The 16,627-nt window shown below is 67.0% G+C and carries 17 protein-coding genes, 2 tRNA genes and 1 pseudogene; 7 read left to right on the forward strand and 13 right to left on the reverse strand.

Annotation, left to right across the window (positions count from 1 at the left end; translation table 11 throughout):
* Positions 1–9 precede the first annotated feature (9 nt).
* The 5 genes from C3B71_RS10450 to C3B71_RS10470 all read right to left on the reverse strand — a co-directional run bounded on the left by C3B71_RS10450 (position 10) and on the right by C3B71_RS10470 (position 4,010).
* Positions 10–534, reverse strand: coding sequence for a GNAT family N-acetyltransferase (locus tag C3B71_RS10450; RefSeq protein ID WP_108967921.1), 525 nt, complete (start codon positions 532–534; stop codon positions 10–12).
* Positions 535–1,424: 890 nt separating this feature from the next.
* Positions 1,425–1,808 carry a YccF domain-containing protein gene (locus tag C3B71_RS10455; RefSeq protein ID WP_073330672.1) on the reverse strand — a complete coding sequence of 128 codons (384 nt, stop codon included), beginning with the start codon at positions 1,806–1,808 and terminating at the stop codon, positions 1,425–1,427.
* A 100-nt stretch (positions 1,809–1,908) separates the two neighbouring features.
* Complete coding sequence (locus tag C3B71_RS16170) at positions 1,909–2,169, reverse strand: hypothetical protein (protein WP_199912493.1); 261 nt, start codon at positions 2,167–2,169, stop codon at positions 1,909–1,911.
* A gap of 155 nt (positions 2,170–2,324) precedes the next feature.
* Entirely contained in the window at positions 2,325–2,963 is a 639-nt protein-coding gene (locus C3B71_RS10465; protein WP_086614366.1) for a hypothetical protein, read from the reverse strand.
* Positions 2,964–3,089: 126 nt separating this feature from the next.
* Positions 3,090–4,010, reverse strand: a complete 921-nt coding sequence (locus tag C3B71_RS10470; RefSeq protein WP_073330681.1) for an ATP-grasp domain-containing protein — start codon at positions 4,008–4,010, stop codon at positions 3,090–3,092.
* A 69-nt stretch (positions 4,011–4,079) separates the two neighbouring features.
* On the opposite strand from C3B71_RS10470, the gene pip reads away from it, so the two are divergent.
* From pip to C3B71_RS10485, 4 genes are all read left to right on the forward strand, one after another.
* Positions 4,080–5,135, forward strand: coding sequence for a prolyl aminopeptidase (pip, locus tag C3B71_RS10475; RefSeq protein ID WP_108967923.1), 1,056 nt, complete (start codon positions 4,080–4,082; stop codon positions 5,133–5,135).
* Positions 5,136–5,249: 114 nt separating this feature from the next.
* A tRNA-Lys gene (locus C3B71_RS10480) sits at positions 5,250–5,326 on the forward strand.
* Between the two features lie 345 nt (positions 5,327–5,671).
* Positions 5,672–5,836, forward strand: coding sequence for a hypothetical protein (locus tag C3B71_RS16175; RefSeq protein ID WP_170866494.1), 165 nt, complete (start codon positions 5,672–5,674; stop codon positions 5,834–5,836).
* Between the two features lie 272 nt (positions 5,837–6,108).
* Positions 6,109–6,588 carry a peroxiredoxin gene (locus tag C3B71_RS10485; protein ID WP_108967925.1) on the forward strand — a complete coding sequence of 160 codons (480 nt, stop codon included), beginning with the start codon at positions 6,109–6,111 and terminating at the stop codon, positions 6,586–6,588.
* Positions 6,589–6,606: 18 nt separating this feature from the next.
* On the opposite strand, the gene C3B71_RS10490 is transcribed toward C3B71_RS10485, so the two are convergent.
* Positions 6,607–7,728, reverse strand: a complete 1,122-nt coding sequence (locus C3B71_RS10490) for a Gfo/Idh/MocA family protein (RefSeq protein ID WP_108967927.1) — start codon at positions 7,726–7,728, stop codon at positions 6,607–6,609.
* Between the two features lie 246 nt (positions 7,729–7,974).
* Between C3B71_RS10490 and C3B71_RS10495 the strand changes: the two genes are divergently transcribed.
* Together C3B71_RS10495 and C3B71_RS16485 are read left to right on the forward strand one after the other, a co-directional pair.
* Positions 7,975–8,059 (forward strand) — tRNA-Leu (locus tag C3B71_RS10495).
* A 109-nt stretch (positions 8,060–8,168) separates the two neighbouring features.
* A complete protein-coding gene (locus C3B71_RS16485; protein ID WP_234415882.1) occupies positions 8,169–8,420 on the forward strand; it encodes a hypothetical protein in 252 nt (83 codons plus the stop codon).
* 561 nt (positions 8,421–8,981) lie between these two features.
* On the opposite strand, the pseudogene C3B71_RS10500 reads toward C3B71_RS16485, so the two are convergent.
* From C3B71_RS10500 to C3B71_RS10535, 7 genes and pseudogenes are all read right to left on the reverse strand, one after another.
* Positions 8,982–10,061 (reverse strand): annotated as a pseudogene (locus tag C3B71_RS10500) (recombinase family protein); the annotation flags it as partial.
* On the reverse strand, positions 10,058–10,411 hold the full coding sequence (locus C3B71_RS10505; protein ID WP_108967929.1) for a hypothetical protein: 354 nt from the start codon (positions 10,409–10,411) through the stop codon (positions 10,058–10,060). The pseudogene C3B71_RS10500 and the gene C3B71_RS10505, both read right to left, overlap by 4 nt.
* A 134-nt stretch (positions 10,412–10,545) precedes the next feature.
* Positions 10,546–11,370 carry a replication-relaxation family protein gene (locus C3B71_RS10510; protein ID WP_108967932.1) on the reverse strand — a complete coding sequence of 275 codons (825 nt, stop codon included), beginning with the start codon at positions 11,368–11,370 and terminating at the stop codon, positions 10,546–10,548.
* 210 nt (positions 11,371–11,580) lie between these two features.
* Positions 11,581–13,770, reverse strand: coding sequence for a type IV secretory system conjugative DNA transfer family protein (locus tag C3B71_RS10515; RefSeq protein WP_108967934.1), 2,190 nt, complete (start codon positions 13,768–13,770; stop codon positions 11,581–11,583).
* A gap of 225 nt (positions 13,771–13,995) precedes the next feature.
* On the reverse strand, positions 13,996–14,184 hold the full coding sequence (locus tag C3B71_RS10520; RefSeq protein ID WP_146752348.1) for a hypothetical protein: 189 nt from the start codon (positions 14,182–14,184) through the stop codon (positions 13,996–13,998).
* Positions 14,185–14,217: 33 nt separating this feature from the next.
* Complete coding sequence (locus C3B71_RS10525) at positions 14,218–14,832, reverse strand: MT-A70 family methyltransferase (RefSeq protein WP_108969830.1); 615 nt, start codon at positions 14,830–14,832, stop codon at positions 14,218–14,220.
* 585 nt (positions 14,833–15,417) lie between these two features.
* A complete protein-coding gene (locus C3B71_RS10535; RefSeq protein ID WP_108967940.1) occupies positions 15,418–15,729 on the reverse strand; it encodes a phosphoenolpyruvate carboxylase in 312 nt (103 codons plus the stop codon).
* 159 nt (positions 15,730–15,888) lie between these two features.
* On the opposite strand from C3B71_RS10535, the gene C3B71_RS10540 reads away from it, so the two are divergent.
* A complete protein-coding gene (locus C3B71_RS10540; protein ID WP_073330708.1) occupies positions 15,889–16,353 on the forward strand; it encodes a site-specific integrase in 465 nt (154 codons plus the stop codon).
* The last annotated feature ends 274 nt before the right edge of the window (positions 16,354–16,627 follow it).

Here is a 16,627-nt window from a genome sequence, read left to right on the forward strand (position 1 = left end):
ACCGGACGCTCAGGAGGCCCTCCGCCGGCCGGCTCGGGTGAGCGGCTTGGTGAAGTGGACGAGTTGGTAGGAACCTGCGGTCGTTCTCCCAGCCTCGCGGTAGCCGAGCCGCTCGTAGAGTCGGATGTTGGCGGCGCTGTGCTCGCCGGTGAACAGCCGTATCTCACGCGCATCCGGGAAGACCGCCTCGGCATGGCGCAGCAGGAGGGTGCCCAGGCCCTGTCCCTGGCGGTCGGGAGCGACGATGAGGCGCCCGAGTTCAACCGCGTCGCCTTTGTGGCGCAGGCGCATGGCCGCGATGAGACAGCCGCGATCTCGGATACCGCGCGCCGTTACGGCGGGGTCGGAGAGCTCCTCCTGCAGCTCGGCCAGGGTCTGTGTCAGGGGCGGGAGACCGAAGTCGCTGTGTGCCGTGGCCTCGGTGATGTAGGCGGCCCGTTGCAATGTCAGGATTTCGCCCGCGTCCTGCAAGCCGAGTTCTATGACGGTCGGCGCATGCTCGTACTCGGGGGCGGAGGTGCGGGTGCTGTTCATGTCCCCAGCCTTCCACGTCCCGAGCAGTACACGCCCCCGGCCACCGCCGCACCCGGCCACCCGCGCCCTTGAACTCAAGAATCCGGGCCTGCGGGAGGTAGTCTTTTTCAATGGCAGAGGCAGGTGGGATTCTGTACGCGGTGCCCCGTTTGGACGTGTGGGTCGTGTGCCCTCGCTGCGCCGGACCAGCGCACGTGGTGAAGCGCGGGGTCTTCTGCATCTCCTGTACCTGGCAGGCCTCGGGCGCCGCATCCGGTTGGATGTGCGGGTGCTGCGGACGGTGGGAGGGCGATAGGCCGTTGCCTGTCGAGCCGACCCCAGCGGACCTGTTTTGGCGCTGCCCCACCTGCGGTAGGCGTGAGAAGACAAGAAGTCGTCTGTCCGCCCATTCCCGCCCATCACGCACTTGCACCTGCGGCGCCCGTCAGGAGCTGACCGGCGTCTCCGTCTCCACTCGGGTCTCCGACGGGTGCGACGCCCTTTACGGTCTGCCCTTCTTCCTTACAGACTCGTGCGCCGGCCATACCCTGTGGGTCGCCAATCGAGCTCATGCCGAGTACCTCATGGACTATCTGGGAGCGGGCCTGCGCCGTAAGCGTGACACAGACGTGGGCAGGGGCATGGAGCAGCGGCTCCCGGGGTGGATAGTCAGCCGCAAGCATCGCACAGCCGTGTTGCGCGGATTGCGCAGGCTCCGTGATCGCGCAGAAGCCCTCGAAGAGATCGAAGGCAGTCCCACCCGGTGCGAACCGCGCCGCCAGCCGGCGTGATCCCCACCTGAGAACTCCGGCCCGAGCGCCGAAGAGTCGGCTACTACTGGGTGTCCTCGGCGGACAAGGCTGCGGCGGGCAGGACCGCGCACCCAAGGCGACTACAGCAGGCGGGGCGGCTCAGATGATGCCGCGGCCGGGCACGATCTGCTTGCCGAAGGGGAAGCAGGTCACCGGGATCATCTTCAGGTTGGCGACGGCCAGCGGGATGCCGACGATGGTGACGGCCTGCGCGGCCGCCGTGGTGATGTGCCCGATGGCGAGCCAGATCCCGGCGACAAGGAACCAAATGACGTTGGACAACCCGCTCATCACCCCGGCATGCGGCATCTCCACAACCTCCCGGCCGAAGGGCCACAGGGCGTAAGAGGCGATGCGGAAGGAGGCGATGCCGGCGGGGATCGTCACGATCAACAGGCACGCGATGATGCCGAAGAACATGTACTCCAGCCACAGCCAGAAACCGCCGAAAACCACCCAGATGATGTTGAGCAGTGTGCGCATGAGCCCATGTCTACCCGATGCAAACCGCCGGCGCCTCATCCTCACGCAGGAGACGACCCTGAGTCATCCCTGACCCGTGCCCGCCGGAACCCGTCCGGTGCTACCCCAGCAGCGCCGCGCCGATGATCCCGCATATGCCGGCCCATGTCAGGGAGGCGAGCGTGCCGATGATGAATCGTTCCGTCGACCCGGGGTTGTCCTTCAGATCCGCCCAGCGCCCAAGCCCCTTTACCGCAACGACCACGGCAATCAGCGTCGCATGCCCGGACAGGAGGGCACCCGTCGTCGCCAGGCGCTCAAGCACTCCGATCCAGGTGCCACCGCGAAGAACCGGGGACTCGGAGTCGTCTCTCGGAGACAAGACCGGCGCAGTCGAACCTGCGGGCGTAGGTTCCCGTGACGGCGGCAGCTCGGGCACGCGCGCCCAGCGCAAGACCAGTGCGACGATCCCCCAACCACCGAAAATGGAGAGAAGAAAACAGGAAAGGACTACAACCACACTCGCCAAGGCCTGAGTCATACGTCACCCGCCATATCTGCCGATGTCTCCAGCCCCATTGACAGCCGGTGCGCCCGGTCGAGGAGCCGCTCGATGGCCGGCACGGCAGCGACTTCCTCGTCGTAGTGCGATGAGACCCGATGCTTGGAGACGGCCTGGCCGCTTACCCCCAGCCGCTTCGCCGCGTCCTTGCCGCTGAGCCCGGCGTCAAGAAGGGCCAGGGCCGAGCGCTGAGCCCTGGTGCGGGAACCGATCAGCACGCCGAGAAGCCGCAGCACCGCCTCGGCATCGGCCGTCGCCGTACGTGCCTCCCGATCGGCGGCACCGGTACGGACTGCGAGCGACACACGAGACGACTTGGATTCCTCCACGGCTTGCCGTGCGGCGATGAATGCTGCTCCGCCTCCCGAGCGCGACCCGTGCTCACCTAGCGCACCGGTACCGATCCCCAGACCGATGTGCCATCCGCCGGCCGCCAGGAGACGACGTGCACATGCAACGGCCGCGGCCGCGTCTTCGAGCACCCCCTGTGCCTCGTCTCCGACTGTACGCTCGAAGGGAGCCAGTGCAGGAACGTCAGCGAGCAAGCGGATGAGGTCCGGGATTTCATCCGCGCCCGCTCGGCTCGCAACCTGGTCCACTGTGAGCACGTACATGCCTGCATGCTCCCATCAGCATCCCCAAAACACAACCATTTTCGGTTGATTCAACCTCAATCAACCCCACACAGTTGATTGCCGTCGGGCCATGGGCCGTGAGCCACCTGCGCGGCAGCCCCAGCCCTACCAGAAGACGCGCTGGGCGATGGCGTCGGCGAAGTTGTCCAGGGCAGCGGGCGCAGAACCGAGGTAGAGGCCGGCGTCGATGAGGGAGACCTCCATCAGGTAGAAGCCGCCCTGTCCGTCGCCGACGACGTCGACCCGGTTGAACAGCAGCTGAATGTCCCGACCCGAACGCTCCTTAATGATCGTGTGGATGGCCTTGCGGACCCGCTCGCCCCACAGCCATTCCTGCTCGCTGGGCTCGCGGGCGGTGACGATCTCCTCGTGCACTTCGTCCACGGAGCGGAAGGACGGGTGCAGCATGGGCGCCTTCTCCACCGCGTGTGACAGCACGCCGTTGAAGTACACCAGGGACACCTCGCCCTTGCGGTCGACCTCCTCCAGGTAGCGCTGCACCATGACGCTGCGGCCGCGACCGAGGTGGTGCATGGTGTCGTTGATGGCGTCGGCGCGGGACTTGGCGTCGGTGGCGGTGTAGCGGCCGGTGCCGCGACCGCCGGAGGAGATGGCGGGCTTGACCACGAAGTCGCCGTGCGCCGGGAAGCGGGTGTGGACCTGGTGCTTGGAGTAGCCGGCGTCCGGCTCCAGCCAGGTGGTGGGGATCATGGGGACACCCAGCTCGGCCATGCGCTTGAGGTAGTGCTTGTCCGAGTTCCAGTCGACGACGTCGGCGTGGTTGATCAGCCGCCTGATTGAGTGGGCCCAGGCGAGGAAGTCCGTGTAGTTGCGGTTCTTGGCGTAGTCACGCACGGAGCGCAGCACCACCACGCCGGCGTCGGCCCAGTTCACGCCGGGGTCGTTCCACACCGCGATCCGGGGCTCGATGCCGCGCTCGCGCAGCGCGTCGGGCAGCCCGCGGTCGTCTTCATCGAGGTCCGCGTAGTCGGCTGAGGTCGCAAGAGTCACGATCGGGGCGTTCACATGTCTACGGTACCGCCCGCCGAGGGTCCGCGTGGAACAGTCACGACGGCGATCAAGCACAATGAGCCCATGCACGACACCGCCGCACCGGCCCTCTCTACGGCAGACCGGCAACGCACCTTCTATCCGCCCATTGAGCCCTACGACTCGGGTCTGCTCGACGTCGGCGACGGGCAGCGCATCTACTGGGAGGCCTGCGGCAACCCGGACGGCATTCCCGCGGTATTCGTCCACGGCGGGCCCGGCGGCGGCTGCTCCCCCGAGCACCGCCGCTGCTTCGACCCCGCGCGCTACCGCATCATCCTGTTCGACCAGCGCGGCTGCGGCCGCTCCCTGCCGCACGCCTGGGAGCCGAATGCCGACCTGAGCACGAACACCACCTGGCACCTGGTGGCCGACATGGAGCGACTACGCGAGCACCTGGGCATCGAGTCCTGGCTGGTATTCGGCGGCTCCTGGGGCTCCACGCTGGCGCTGGCCTACGCCGAACGTCACCCGAGCCACGTACTGGCACTGGTACTGCGCGGCATTTTCACGCTGCGCAAGCGCGAGCTCGACTGGTTCTACGAGGGCGACGGCGCGGACATGATCTGGCCCGACGAGTGGGAGGCGTATGTGGCCGGAGCCGGCGAGGGCGCCGCCCCGGGCGGTTTCATCGACCGCTACCACAAGCTGCTGACCGACCCGGATCCGGCGGTACACGGCCCCGCCGCCCGCGCCTGGACCACCTGGGAAGCGGCCACCTCCACGCTGCTGCGCGACCAGGCCTACATCGACGAGGTGCAGGACCCGGCCTTCGCCACCACCTTCGCGCGCATCGAGAACCACTACTTCCACCATGCCGGCTGGATGGACGACGGGCAGCTGATCGCCGACGCGCATGTGCTGGCCGAGAACGGCATTCCGGGCGTGATCGTCCAGGGCCGCTACGACGTCGTCTGCCCGATGGGAACCGCCTGGGCCCTGCACCGGGCGTGGCCACAGGCCGAGCTGCACGTCTCGGCCGCAGCCGGTCACTCCTTCGCCGAACCGGAGACCCTCTCCACACTGATCACCGCCACCGATCAGTTCGCGGCCCTGCTCGCCGCTCCGTCCGGGGACGGCGGGGCGCCGAGACGCAGCTGACAGCCCTGAGACTTCACGCACACAACGGCGTTTTGAGCCCATTTCGGTTGGACTCGGCGGCGCCGGACGCGTAAAGTCTTTCTCGTCGCCAGGCGGAAGCGCCTGACCGGCTAAGCCTCCTTAGCTCAGTTGGTTAGAGCACCTGACTCTTAATCAGGGTGTCCAGGGTTCGAGTCCCTGAGGGGGTACCACGCAGAGCAGCACATGGCTGCGGCGCTGTACCGGATCCGGTGAGCATTGTTCCCGCCACCGCGGAGATCCGTGCGGTTCATGCCCACTCCGTCCCCCGGTCGTGGGAATACCCTTCACCGCCAGCGGTGTTGCTTATGCGTCGGCCGGTAGGCAAGTCCCTTCGAGCGGTCACGCACCACTTGCGAGGCGAGCAGCCCTCCGACCACGGGCCGAACGGAAGCCGTCGCGCGGACGCGCAACTTCCCCGGACCGCACAGACCAGATCACAACGCCGGGTCGCAGGAACCACCTGCCATCCGCCCGGCACAGAGGGGCCCGCAGGGGGCCATGAAGGGAAGGATGAGATGTACCTGATCAACTCCAACAACACCCGCGCCGCAGCCGAGCGCGAGCTCGCCGCCGCCCGCACCGAACTGGCGTCGCTGGACAACACCGCTTCGCCGTCGCGTCTGGAGCGCGCACTCGAGCGGTTGCAGGCCGCGCAGGACGCTCTGGCGCTCGCCGCCTGAACTGTTCTCGCGCTGCCCGTAAGCCGCGGGCGCCAGTCCCGCGAAACCGGCACTGATCCCGTGCCGAGACCGGCTGTCGTGACACACAGGCCGGTTCAAACAACCGGCGGCGTTCGACTCGGCGCAAGGCCTCGGACGCCGTCGGATATGCCTTGAACACGCCTGGGCCGCCACCGCAACACCGCGGTGGCGGCCCTCGTCGTACCCAACGCATCGGCGACGGGCTACATTTGCGGAGTCAGCACCAGTTCCGCAGGCAACAGGAGGACGCCGTGCCTCAGCTATCCGTCGGCGACACCGCCCCCGACTTCACTCTCCCCGACCAGTCCGGCACCCCGGTTTCCCTGGCCTCCCTGCGAGATGGCGCCGCGCGCGGCGTGGTCGTCTACTTCTACCCGCGGGCTGGCACCGCCGGCTGCACCAAGGAGGCCTGCGACTTCCGCGACTCGCTGGAGGGATGGCGTCGCGCCGGTTACGCCGTCGTCGGCATCTCCCCCGACCCGCCCGCCGCGCAGGCGCGCTTCGCGGAGAAGCAGTCCCTACCCTTCCCGCTCCTGTCCGACCCCGACCACACCGTGATGGAGGCCTGGGGCGCGTGGGGGGAGAAGAAGAACTACGGTCGCACCACCACCGGCGTGATCCGCTCCACCGTGGTCGTAGGGGCCGACGGCGACGTCACCTTGGCCCGCTACAACGTGCGCGCCACCGGCCACGTCGACCGCCTGCGCCGCGAACTCGGCCTGGACGACTGAACTCCCGACGACCGGCGGCTACTCCCCGGGGTAGGTGACGCCGAGCCGACGGCGCACCTCGTCCATGGTCTCCAGCACCGCCAGCGTCTCGCTCCACGGCATGGTCTGCGACTCCGTCCTGCCGGCGGCGATGCAGCGGGCCACCTCGGCGGCCTGGAACTGGAAACCACCGGGCACGGTGGCGTCCCACTCGTGACGCTGGGCGTCCGGCCCCTCCCCCAGGACGACCTCCAGCGGCGCGGGCCGGTAGAACTGCGTGGGCAGCACCACCCGGCCGCGAGTGCCGACCACCTCGCCGGCCGTCTCCGAGGCGGCGGACATGCTCGAGACGGCCACCGCCAGCGCACGCGGGTAGGTCATGGAAACCGACTCGTCCAAGTCCACGCCCGTCTCCGACAGTCGCCCGACCGCCGTCAGCGCCGTCGGGGCGCCCAGCAGCGAGTGCACAAAGCTGACCGAGTACACGCCCAGGTCGAGCAGAGCACCACCGGCCAGTTCGGGCCGGTTCAGGCGTTCAACATGCTCCAGCGACTGGAGGTGCTCGGCGCGCACGTAGCGCAGCTCCCCCAGCGCGCCACTGCCGGCCAGTGCCCGCAGCAGCACCTGCCCGGGCAGGAAGCGCGTCCACATGGCCTCCATGGCGAACAGGTTCGCCGCGCGGGCGGCGTCGAAGACCCGACGCGCCTCGGCGGCGTTGCGGGTGAAGGACTTCTCCACCAGCACCGGCTTGCCCGCCTCCAGCGCCAGCAGCGCCTGCTCACAGTGGAAGTTGTGCGGGGTGGCGATGTAGACGGCGTCCACGTCCGGGTCACCCACGAGCGCCTCGTAGGAGCCGTGGGCGCACACCGACTGCCCCTTGCCGGCGTCGGGGTGGGCGTCGATGAAGGCCTGCGCCCGAGCCCGATCGCGGCTGCCGACGGCGACGATCCGCCCGGAGGAGAAGGCGGGCACGTCGGTGGCGAAGGTGGCGGCGATGCCGCCCGCGCCGAGAATGCCCCAGCGCAGTGCGGGCGCGTCCTGCGGCTCGGGGACGGCGGCGGCCGGGTTGAAGGGGGCGCCGGCCGCGGCCAGGGCGTCGAGGATGGGGGTGGGGATGGCGGGGAGTTGATCGGTGGTACGGATGGATTTGTCTTGCGCCATGTCGAAACTCTAGGCCACGCCGAAACCTCAGCGCCATACCTCACACTCGCTGCGGGGCCGGCGCCGTCGGCTGCAGGTGCGTGTGGGGCCCGACGGGGCCGACGGTGCCGATGACGAGCCCGGCATCGCCGGCGGCCCCGTGTCTCATCCGGGGCCCGGCCACTGCTAGGCTGTGCGCGGCCGTAGACCGAACGCTCCGACTGGCACCGCACGGTGCCGGGCACGTTCGGCCGGATGCGGCTGCGAGCGCGAGTGGCGGAACTGGTAGACGCCCCAGATTTAGGTTCTGGTGCCTTCGGGCGTGAGGGTTCGAGTCCCTTCTCGCGCACCATGACGACCTTATACGAACTCGCATCATGCGAAGTTGGCGTAGGGGCTGTCTCATACGACGAAGCGTGCTCACTCTGCGGGGTGGGCGTTTTTCGTTGTGGGAGAGTTTTGTGTCCAAAGTCACTGCTGTCTGTGTCGGCTCGATGCTCGCCGTTCACGGCGTGGTGGATGTCTTCGTCTTGGCTGCGGTAGCCGCCTCCGGGGTACGCATCGTTATCCTCGGGCTCATCTTCGCCGCGGTCGTTGGTCTGCTTCTGCAGGTAGCGTTGGGCGGCGCGTCGCAGACCGAGGCTGCTGAGTTGCTCGAAGGGGAAGTTGAGGTAGCCAGCGGCGTCGGGTTGGCCGCTTGGTCCGCGAGCTAGTAGCGGCAGCGCCGGTGCCTTGTCTTGATTCTCTAGTCCTTCCTGCTCGCCTGTCGTCCCCGGGGTAGCGCTAGCGTCTGTCGGGTCGTGGTCTGGTTCGGCGGTGGGGTCTGGTGGGGTGATGAGTCTGCCGTCGGGGTCGGTGTCGGGGTTGATGAGGATGCGGTTGAAGAAGACTTGGTTGAGTTGCTTGCGTAGGTGGGGTGGGGCGGCGGTGTAGAGACGGTGGCAGTCTTCGAGGAGGTCTAGTGCCTGGGCTAGGTGGTCGCGGATGTCGTTGATGTCTGCTTTGTATCCGGCCAGGGTTCGTTCGATGTCGTTTAGCTCACGTCCCAGCCGGTCTTGTTCCTCCTTGAGGAGGTCCAGTGGTACGGCGCCGCCCAGGTGGGCGTGGAGTAGCTTGCGGCGTTCGTCTTCGACGTTGGTGCGGCGGGTGGTTAGTGAGCGAATGTCGCGGGCGCGGTAGGCGTGGATCTGGTCGAGTTCGGCGTGTAGGTACTGCTCGATGAGCTGGCGATCTTCGGGTTGGAGGTGGATGCGGTGGTACAGGTCTGCGACGCGTGTGTCTACTTCTTCGATGAGGACTGCTTTGAAGTTGCAGTCGTGGAGGCGGTGGCGGCGGGCGCAGACGAAGTATGGGTAGATGGTGCCGTGGGGGTTCTTGGTGTTCTGGACCAGGAGCCGTGAGCCGCACAGCCCGCATACCACGGTGGTTTTCAGGTGGTGGTTGTGGATGCGTTGGCGTTCGCCGTTGCGGTGGCTGTCCAGGATCTGTTGGACCTTCTCCCAGGTCTCGATGTCTGCCAGTGGCTCGTGCTTGCCTGGGTATTGGACTCCTTGGAAGGTGACTACGCCTTTGTAGTAGGGGTGGCGGAGCAGTGTTTGGAGGTGGCCGGCGGTGATGGCGGTTGCGGGTTTGCGTGGTGTGGGTGGGATGGTTAGGCCGAGGGCGGCAAGGTGTGCGGCCAGCTGCCTGATGGTCCAGGTTCCGGTGGCGTACTCGGTGAAGGCTTGGCGCATGAGGGGCGCGCGTTCGGGGTCTAGCTCGACGGTGCGGATCTCGCGGCCTTGGGCGTCTCGGCCGCGGACGTTGAGGTAGCCCAGTGGGGCCTTGCCGATGGTGCCGCCGTTCCTGGCTTTCTCGCCCATGCCTTTGAGGACTTCGTTGGACAGGTTGCGGCTGTAGAACTCGGCGATGGAGCTCATGATGCCGTGCAGGAGGATGCCGCCGGGGGTCTGGTCGATGTTCTCCGAGGTGGATACCAGGCGCACGCCGGTGTCGTCGAAGACCTTGTTGATCTCGACGTCGTCGGCCCGGTTGCGGGCCAGGCGGTCTAGTTTGTGGACGATGACATAGTCGATGTCTGGCGTGTCATGCAAGTAGGTGAGCATCTTCTGCAGCTCGGGCCGGTTGGCTGAGCGGGCAGACTCGCCGCGGTCCACGAACTCCTTAACCACCAGCGCACCCATGGACGCAGCCTTGCGTTTGTTGGCGTCACGCTGGGCGGGAATGGAGAAACCCTCCTCCGCTCCAGCGCGTTCGGCCTGCTCACGGGTGGAGACGCGAATGTAGGAGACAGCGCGTTTCGGGGTGAGCGCCTGGCTCATGGCTACCAGCGGGTCCGGGACGGTGGTGCTCATGCGTTGCTCCTTACGGTGATGAGGGTGGGTTCTGGTTCGGTGATGATCAGGCCGAGGCCGGTGGCTGCCAGGGCGCCGATCAGGCGGCGGTACTGCTCTTGGCTGCCTCCGGTGGGGTGCTCGATATTCGGGGTGATCAGGTAGCGGATGTTGTTGGCGGGGTCGGTGGCGACGTGCAGGGCGCGGGCGATGCCGGTGCTGCTCTCTGGTAGGTCGTAATAGAGGCCGATGTTGTTGAGGCTGTACTGCTGGCAGCAGCGGCTAATACTGGCGATGCTGTCATCGGGGATGATACGGCGGTAGCCGATGACTCGACTGCCGGAAATTATGTTTTCTTCGGGAGTGTGCATGATGTTTTCTCCTTTCGTTTATGTACTTCGGTGTGGTGGTTGTTCTCCTTCCATTGACGCTCAGAACGGGCGAAGAGTCAAGCCTGTTTTTCTGGGCGGATCGTTTCGCCTGGGCGTGCTGGTGCTTCAGTGTTTTATGGTCCGTTCTGAATTAGGCGCGTGAGTTCTTCTGGGCTGGTGATTATTTTGAACAGGCCCGGCGTGAAGGTGGTCTGGTCAGTGATTTGCTGGGTGAGTCTGGTGGCGCGGTCGGGGTTGTTTAGTAGCCAGACGACTTGTGGGTAGTAGCCGCGGAGGGTTTGTTCGGTGCCGGTGTTGAGGTGGGCTTGGTAGTCGTGGCATTTGGCCAGTAGGCGTGCGGGGTTCTCGGTGCCGAGGTCGATTTCGAGTAGCCAGTGGTCTTGGTCGCCGTGGGCGGTGGTGGTGATGGCTTCGAGGTCGGGTTTGAGCCAGTGTGTGGTGCCGGCGGGACCGTGCCAGGTCCGCCAGCATTCGGGTTCGGTGGCCAGTAGCGTGAGTCGGCCGCCGGCGTGGTGGGCGGCTTGCTCGATGATTAGTCGGGCTTCGGTGATGGCGAGCGTGTGGGCCAGGAAGGCGTAGGAGGGCTCGCTGGTGCGTTTCCTGACGGTGGCATCGGGGCTGGTGAGGCGGTGTCCGGGCTCGCGTAGGCGCCAGACGTGACTGGTGGATCCGGATTTGGCTCCGCCGATGCGCCGCTCCAGGTGGTCTGTCAGGCCGAGTTGGCGGTGTCGGCTAAGGCGGCGGCTGGTTTGCCGCAGTGCGGAGCGGTCGGAGGCGTAGCGGCCGGTAAGACTGATGATTCGGGCGAGTTGGCGGGTGGTGGCGTAGCGGTGCGCAGCCAGCAGCCCGAGAAGCTGGCGGTCGATGGTGTCGAGCTGGTCGGCGATGGCCTGGAGCTGGCGACGTCCGACACGCGCGCTGGTGCTTGGGGTGCTCATGGGTGTGGCTCCTTATGGGCGTTGATTGGTGTAAGTGGGCTGTGCGGGCGCCGCGGGGTCGGGCTGGGCGGTCCAAGATGGACCGACAGTCGTCTCCCTTGTTCGGCGGTGCTCGGCGTGGCGGGGCGGCAGGAGGCGGGCGGTTGCGGCACCGATTGGTGCGGGGATTGGTCGGCCGATGCGTCTCGTTCTCCCGGTACGACTTTGAGCTCATGAGGTGCCTCCATGCCGGGGTCTGCGACCGATGGCGACCCGAACGGCCTGGCTCTGAGGTGACTGGCCCTGCGCGGGCTGCGGGCCGGCGGCGGCTTGCGTGAGGCCGAGGCGTTCCAGTAGTTGCTCCTCGACTACGTGGGCGTCTTGCCCGTAGCGGGCGGCGCTGGCAGCTACCAGCGTGACCGGGTCGCCGTCTGGTGGTGGTAGCGGCAGCGTGTGGGCCAGGCACCAGGGGTTCGGGTGGCCGTGGTGGATGGCGCGCACGTAGGCACCAAAACGCGGCAGTAGCTGAAAGTCGGCGGGTTCAAGCTCGACGGTTTGACGTGCGATCTCGCTGGCGTCGGCGGCGGAAAGACCGAAGATGATCTTGTTGCGTGCGTTGGTGTCCACGGCGGAGCGCAGGTTCGGTGGGAGCTGGGCGCGGTACTGGTGCGCCAGGTGGAAAGCGACCCCGAGGCTGCGCGCCTGGCTGAGTGCGTCGGCCAGATCACCGGGCAGAGCCAGGTAGTCCTGGACCTCGTCGATGAACACGCTGACGATGTGACGTCGCCCCACCGGGAGGGCGGCTCGGGCCAGGATCAGCGGCCAGACCTGCCCGATGATCAGGCTGCCCAGCAGCCGAGCGGACTCGGCCCCGAGAATCCCCTTGTTCAGACTTACCAGCACGATCCGGCGTTTAGTTAACAGATCGGCCAGGTCGAAGGCGGGCGCGGTCTGCCCGAGCGTGGCGCGCAGGTGCGGGCGTATCAGGAACGGTTGCAGCTTGTTGAGCACCGGGGCGATCCACTGCATTCGCTGCGCGTCAGACAGGGAATCGTACTTCTCCCAGAACTGGCCGGTTCCCAGCGGATCCGGCGCCCCGGCAACCACCCGACGCCGAAAGCCCGGGTTGGTCAGCAGCAGCGGTAGGTCCACCAGGGTGGAATCGGGGGTGCGCGCGAGCGTGAGGAGGCCGGCGGTGAGAATCTCCTCGGTGCGCACGCCCCAGGCGTCGGCGAACAGCGTCTTGAAGGTCGCCAGCACCGTGTCGGCAACCAGGCTCGGCTCCCGCCGCTTGCCCGTAGCGGCTAGCGGGTTGACACCGACCGGCGTGGGGCTGGTCGGGTCGATCACCACCACATCGCCGTGCCGCTGCCGGGGAATACGAGCCAGCAGATCATTGACCAGGTCGGTCTTGGGATCGATCAGCAGCACTCCGCGGCCGGCACGAATATCAGCCAGGGCGAGGTTGGCCATCACGGTGGACTTCCCGGCGCCAGTCGGGCCGAGCAGCACCGTATGGAACAGGGCATCCTGAACCGAGATGCCCAGGCGCTGGTCGGCCTGCTCATCCACCCCGGCGGCAAAGACACGCTGCGTGTCGCGCTGCTCGAGCAGCGGCAGGTGCCTGGGGTGAGCGGCCCCGGTTGCGGGCAGCCCGGCCTGGCCGATCGGCCACCCGCTCAGGCAGGCGACCTCCCGCGCGGACAACGTCAACGGGTAGCGCCACGGGCGACGAGCCTGATCCAGCCGGGCCGGGCTGTCGGTGTGGACGCGAAGATGAACGCCGGCGCTCTCCGCCACCCGCAGCGCACCCAGCAGGCTCTGCAACAGCAGTCGCCGCCGCTGCGGTGAGGCCGCTTTGACACCCAGCCGTACGGTCACGCCGGCCCGATGGCTAGCGGCCTGTGCTCGCCGCCGGCGCCCGTTCTCCCCACCAGCGGACGGCGGCGGGATCAGCCCGAGCGTTTCCAACCAACCCACCGGCTGCGTGCCCTGAGCCAGGCTAGGGCGGTAGCGCGGGCCGATCATGACCTGAAGCACCAGCTCCTCACCGGCGCCTGTAGTAGCCAACGCCGCCAGCACCGCCCTGGCGATCGCCTCCAAACGCTCAGCCGACAGCGGCAGGCCCGCACGGCATGCCACCACCCGCAGCCCCTGATCCACCGATCCACGCCCTGTCGAATCCGCAGCGGTTACGATGCGCGTGCCCGGAGCCAGCTCACGCACCACCGCATCCAACCGACCACCGACAGTCGAGCCCAGCAGATAGCGGGCACGACCATCCCGACCACGCGCCTCCAGCACCACTCGGCCCAGCGTCGGGTCCACCACGATCCGCTCCAAAAGACCGGTAGCCGTGGCCGCATCCAGCGGCAACGCGAACCGGATACCTCGCCACAGCAACCGGTGACGGCCACTCATTGCCGCCCGCCTCCCTGCGAGGCGCGCGTCCCCCGGTCTTCGCGTTCAGTGATGTTGTCGGACTGGTCGGATGCGGCCTGGGCGAACAAGGCGATCAGGATCCGAGCCAGAGCCCGATGATCAAGCGCATCGGTCCTAACCGGAACCACGCGCACCCGACGCGACTTGGGCGGACGGCCTCCCGCATGACGACGACGGCGACTCACAGCCGGCTCCGTTTCCGGCTCACCAGCGGCCCTGCCACCACACCACCACGACGACGATGGCGCCGACCACTACGGCTGCGCCGGCGAGCCACATCCAAGCGCTTCGCAGCAGCTCGACGATCCACCTCAACCCGATCGCAATGGCGATCAGCCCGACGCCGCCGCGAAGAAGGCTCCCAGACAGGCAACCCCTCGAATCCCCACTCATCCGAGTCTCCTTCATCAAACCACCGGGCACCCATCACCGAACCTCCTTCACGCAGCCACCGGCGCGCTGGCTGTAGCGGGGAACCGGGAAGCCGGGGATACGGATGTCGGAATCGATCTGATCGCCCCAAACCGCCCAATCCGCGCGCGACTCCGGCCGACGCCAGGCGAACAACTCCAAATACGGACCCGGGCTGACCCGCTCGATAATTGCGAACTGCTCCGCCGGCTTACGCGAATGCTCCGCAACCGGGGCGTTGAACCACGTCGGCTGCGACCGGCTACCCAACGGCGCCGTACCACGGGTGCAGAACAGCAACTGCTCGGTGGCATTGCGCAGCTGATAGCGCCCAGACGACCCCAGCCGAAACTTCACCCACGTCAGCGGGCTACGCACCGTGAACCCCCAGGCCTGCGCCACCTCATACGCCCGCGGCAGCAGACCATTGGTGGTCCACAACCACAGATGCGCATCCTTAGCCGCCAACTGGCCCACCGGCATCGCCTTGATCGCCTCCAGGCTCATCGTGCGGTAGTGCGCCTCACCGCCCTGACCCGGCCACGGCGGATCCACCAAAATCGTGGCGAACCCACCCTCCGGCACACCATCCCGCTGGCTGATCTTCGTGTTCTCGTCGCTGTAGCTCATAATCATTTCTCCTTTCCGATTACGTGCTTTGACCTAGTTTTCGCACACAAAGCACCCATAAACAAGAGTCCCGCTTAAGCCTTACCCGCCGACACGACAACCCCAAGAGGCCATACAACAAGGAGCTCAAAGATGACGGCGGACAATGCGGCTTGCTCTGGTTCAAGTTAAGCGGCGACCAAAGTGTTTGCTGTAGAATTCACAACACCCAGGCAGCCGGCGGGCGACTCCACCTCCGCAACCGTCCGAACGCCGTGCCAGGCAAGCCAGCCGGCTACCGGCACCGGAAACGGCGCGCCGCCTCCTGCATAGCCCGAGCCGCCAGCAGCGCCGCCACGTCCTGCTCGAACCTCAACCGCGCCGCCCGACGCCGCACCGCCTCACACTCACGCTCCGCGCCACGCCGAGCCAACCCCGCGCCATGCGGGCCGGACGGCGGCCGCGGCCGGGGTGAAGCAGTACGCCCAGAAGCGCCGTCTCCATCCTCCCGCCACAACCACCACGCCAGCGCCAACACCGCCGCGCCCACCAACACCCCGGCCAGAAAACCCATCATCACCATCACCTCACCAACGCTCCTGGGGCTCAGAAGCCGGCGATCGCCCGCGCCGCACCCAGCCCGTACGCCTTGACGATCGCCTCGTAATACGGCGCACCAGCCGGCGCGGACTCATAGCACTGCTCGGCCAACCCCACCAGAGCCGCCGTGTTACTCAGCGCCCCAGACGCCAGCACCGCCCGCGCCTGATCACGTGTATGCGCCACCTGCGCCCGGCCCAGCACCGAATCCACCTCCCGCCGCGACGCCCGCACCACCGCCCGCGAAGACGGCCCCTCAAACGGCATCACACCCGTCGAGTACGCCTCCGGCACCTGCGAAACCAGCTCACCAGACATGCTCAATCCCCTCCGATACGTCCGCCCGACCCGCCAGACCCCTGCAGCCAGGCTGATAACAGCCGATGCGGACACAAACCAAGGTAAACCGTTGAAATCACGCCGCAAAGCATAAGCGTGATAACACCAAACAGAGCGCCGAAAGAGTACGATCGCCCCATGTCGAACCAGCCGGACACCCCAGCACGCCACGAAGCCTCAGCCGCACCAGAACAAGCCAAACCCGCCAACGACTCCCCACCAACGAGTCCGGTACCCGAGCCGGGCACGCCAACCGACGACGCCACCGACGTCCGCCGCTACCCCGACTACCTCATGGACTTCCCGCCAGGCATCGGCCCCGACACCGCTCAGCGCTGGCAACGCTTCTTCGAACTACGCGAAGACATCCTCCTCGACTACGGCTACCACACCGCCCGCGCCTACTGGGCAGACCTCCAAGACATCTTCGAATGGGCCATCCAGCGCGACAAGGACGTCCTCAACCTCACCGAACGCGATCTCACCCAGTACCGCGCCCTCCTCCGCCGCCGCAAGTACTCCGAGAACACCATCCGCCGCCGCATGGTCACCTGGAACAAGCTCCAAGCACGACTAGAACAAGACACCGAACCGCAGACCTGAGGCCGATCAGACAGCAACCGGAAGCGAGCCTCCCCGCGCCAGACACGCCGCCACACAGCCCCTAGAGGCAGTTGGCCGCCAGCTCCAAACCCCACGAAACCGCCGAATCACGGCACAACTCGCTCACGAAATCACCCAGACCACCCAGGAAGCATGTAGTATGCGTAGCCATGGGTCACAAGCCCGCCGGCGCTAAGGCGCCATGGAGCAACAACATGTGGACGTCGCAGAAGGGCGTCCGCATAATGCGTTGCGAAACCCTGCAGCAAGCTGC

The sequence above is a fragment of the Actinomyces sp. Z16 genome (genome assembly GCF_003111765.1).
Lineage (GTDB): Bacteria > Actinomycetota > Actinomycetes > Actinomycetales > Actinomycetaceae > Actinomyces > Actinomyces glycerinitolerans.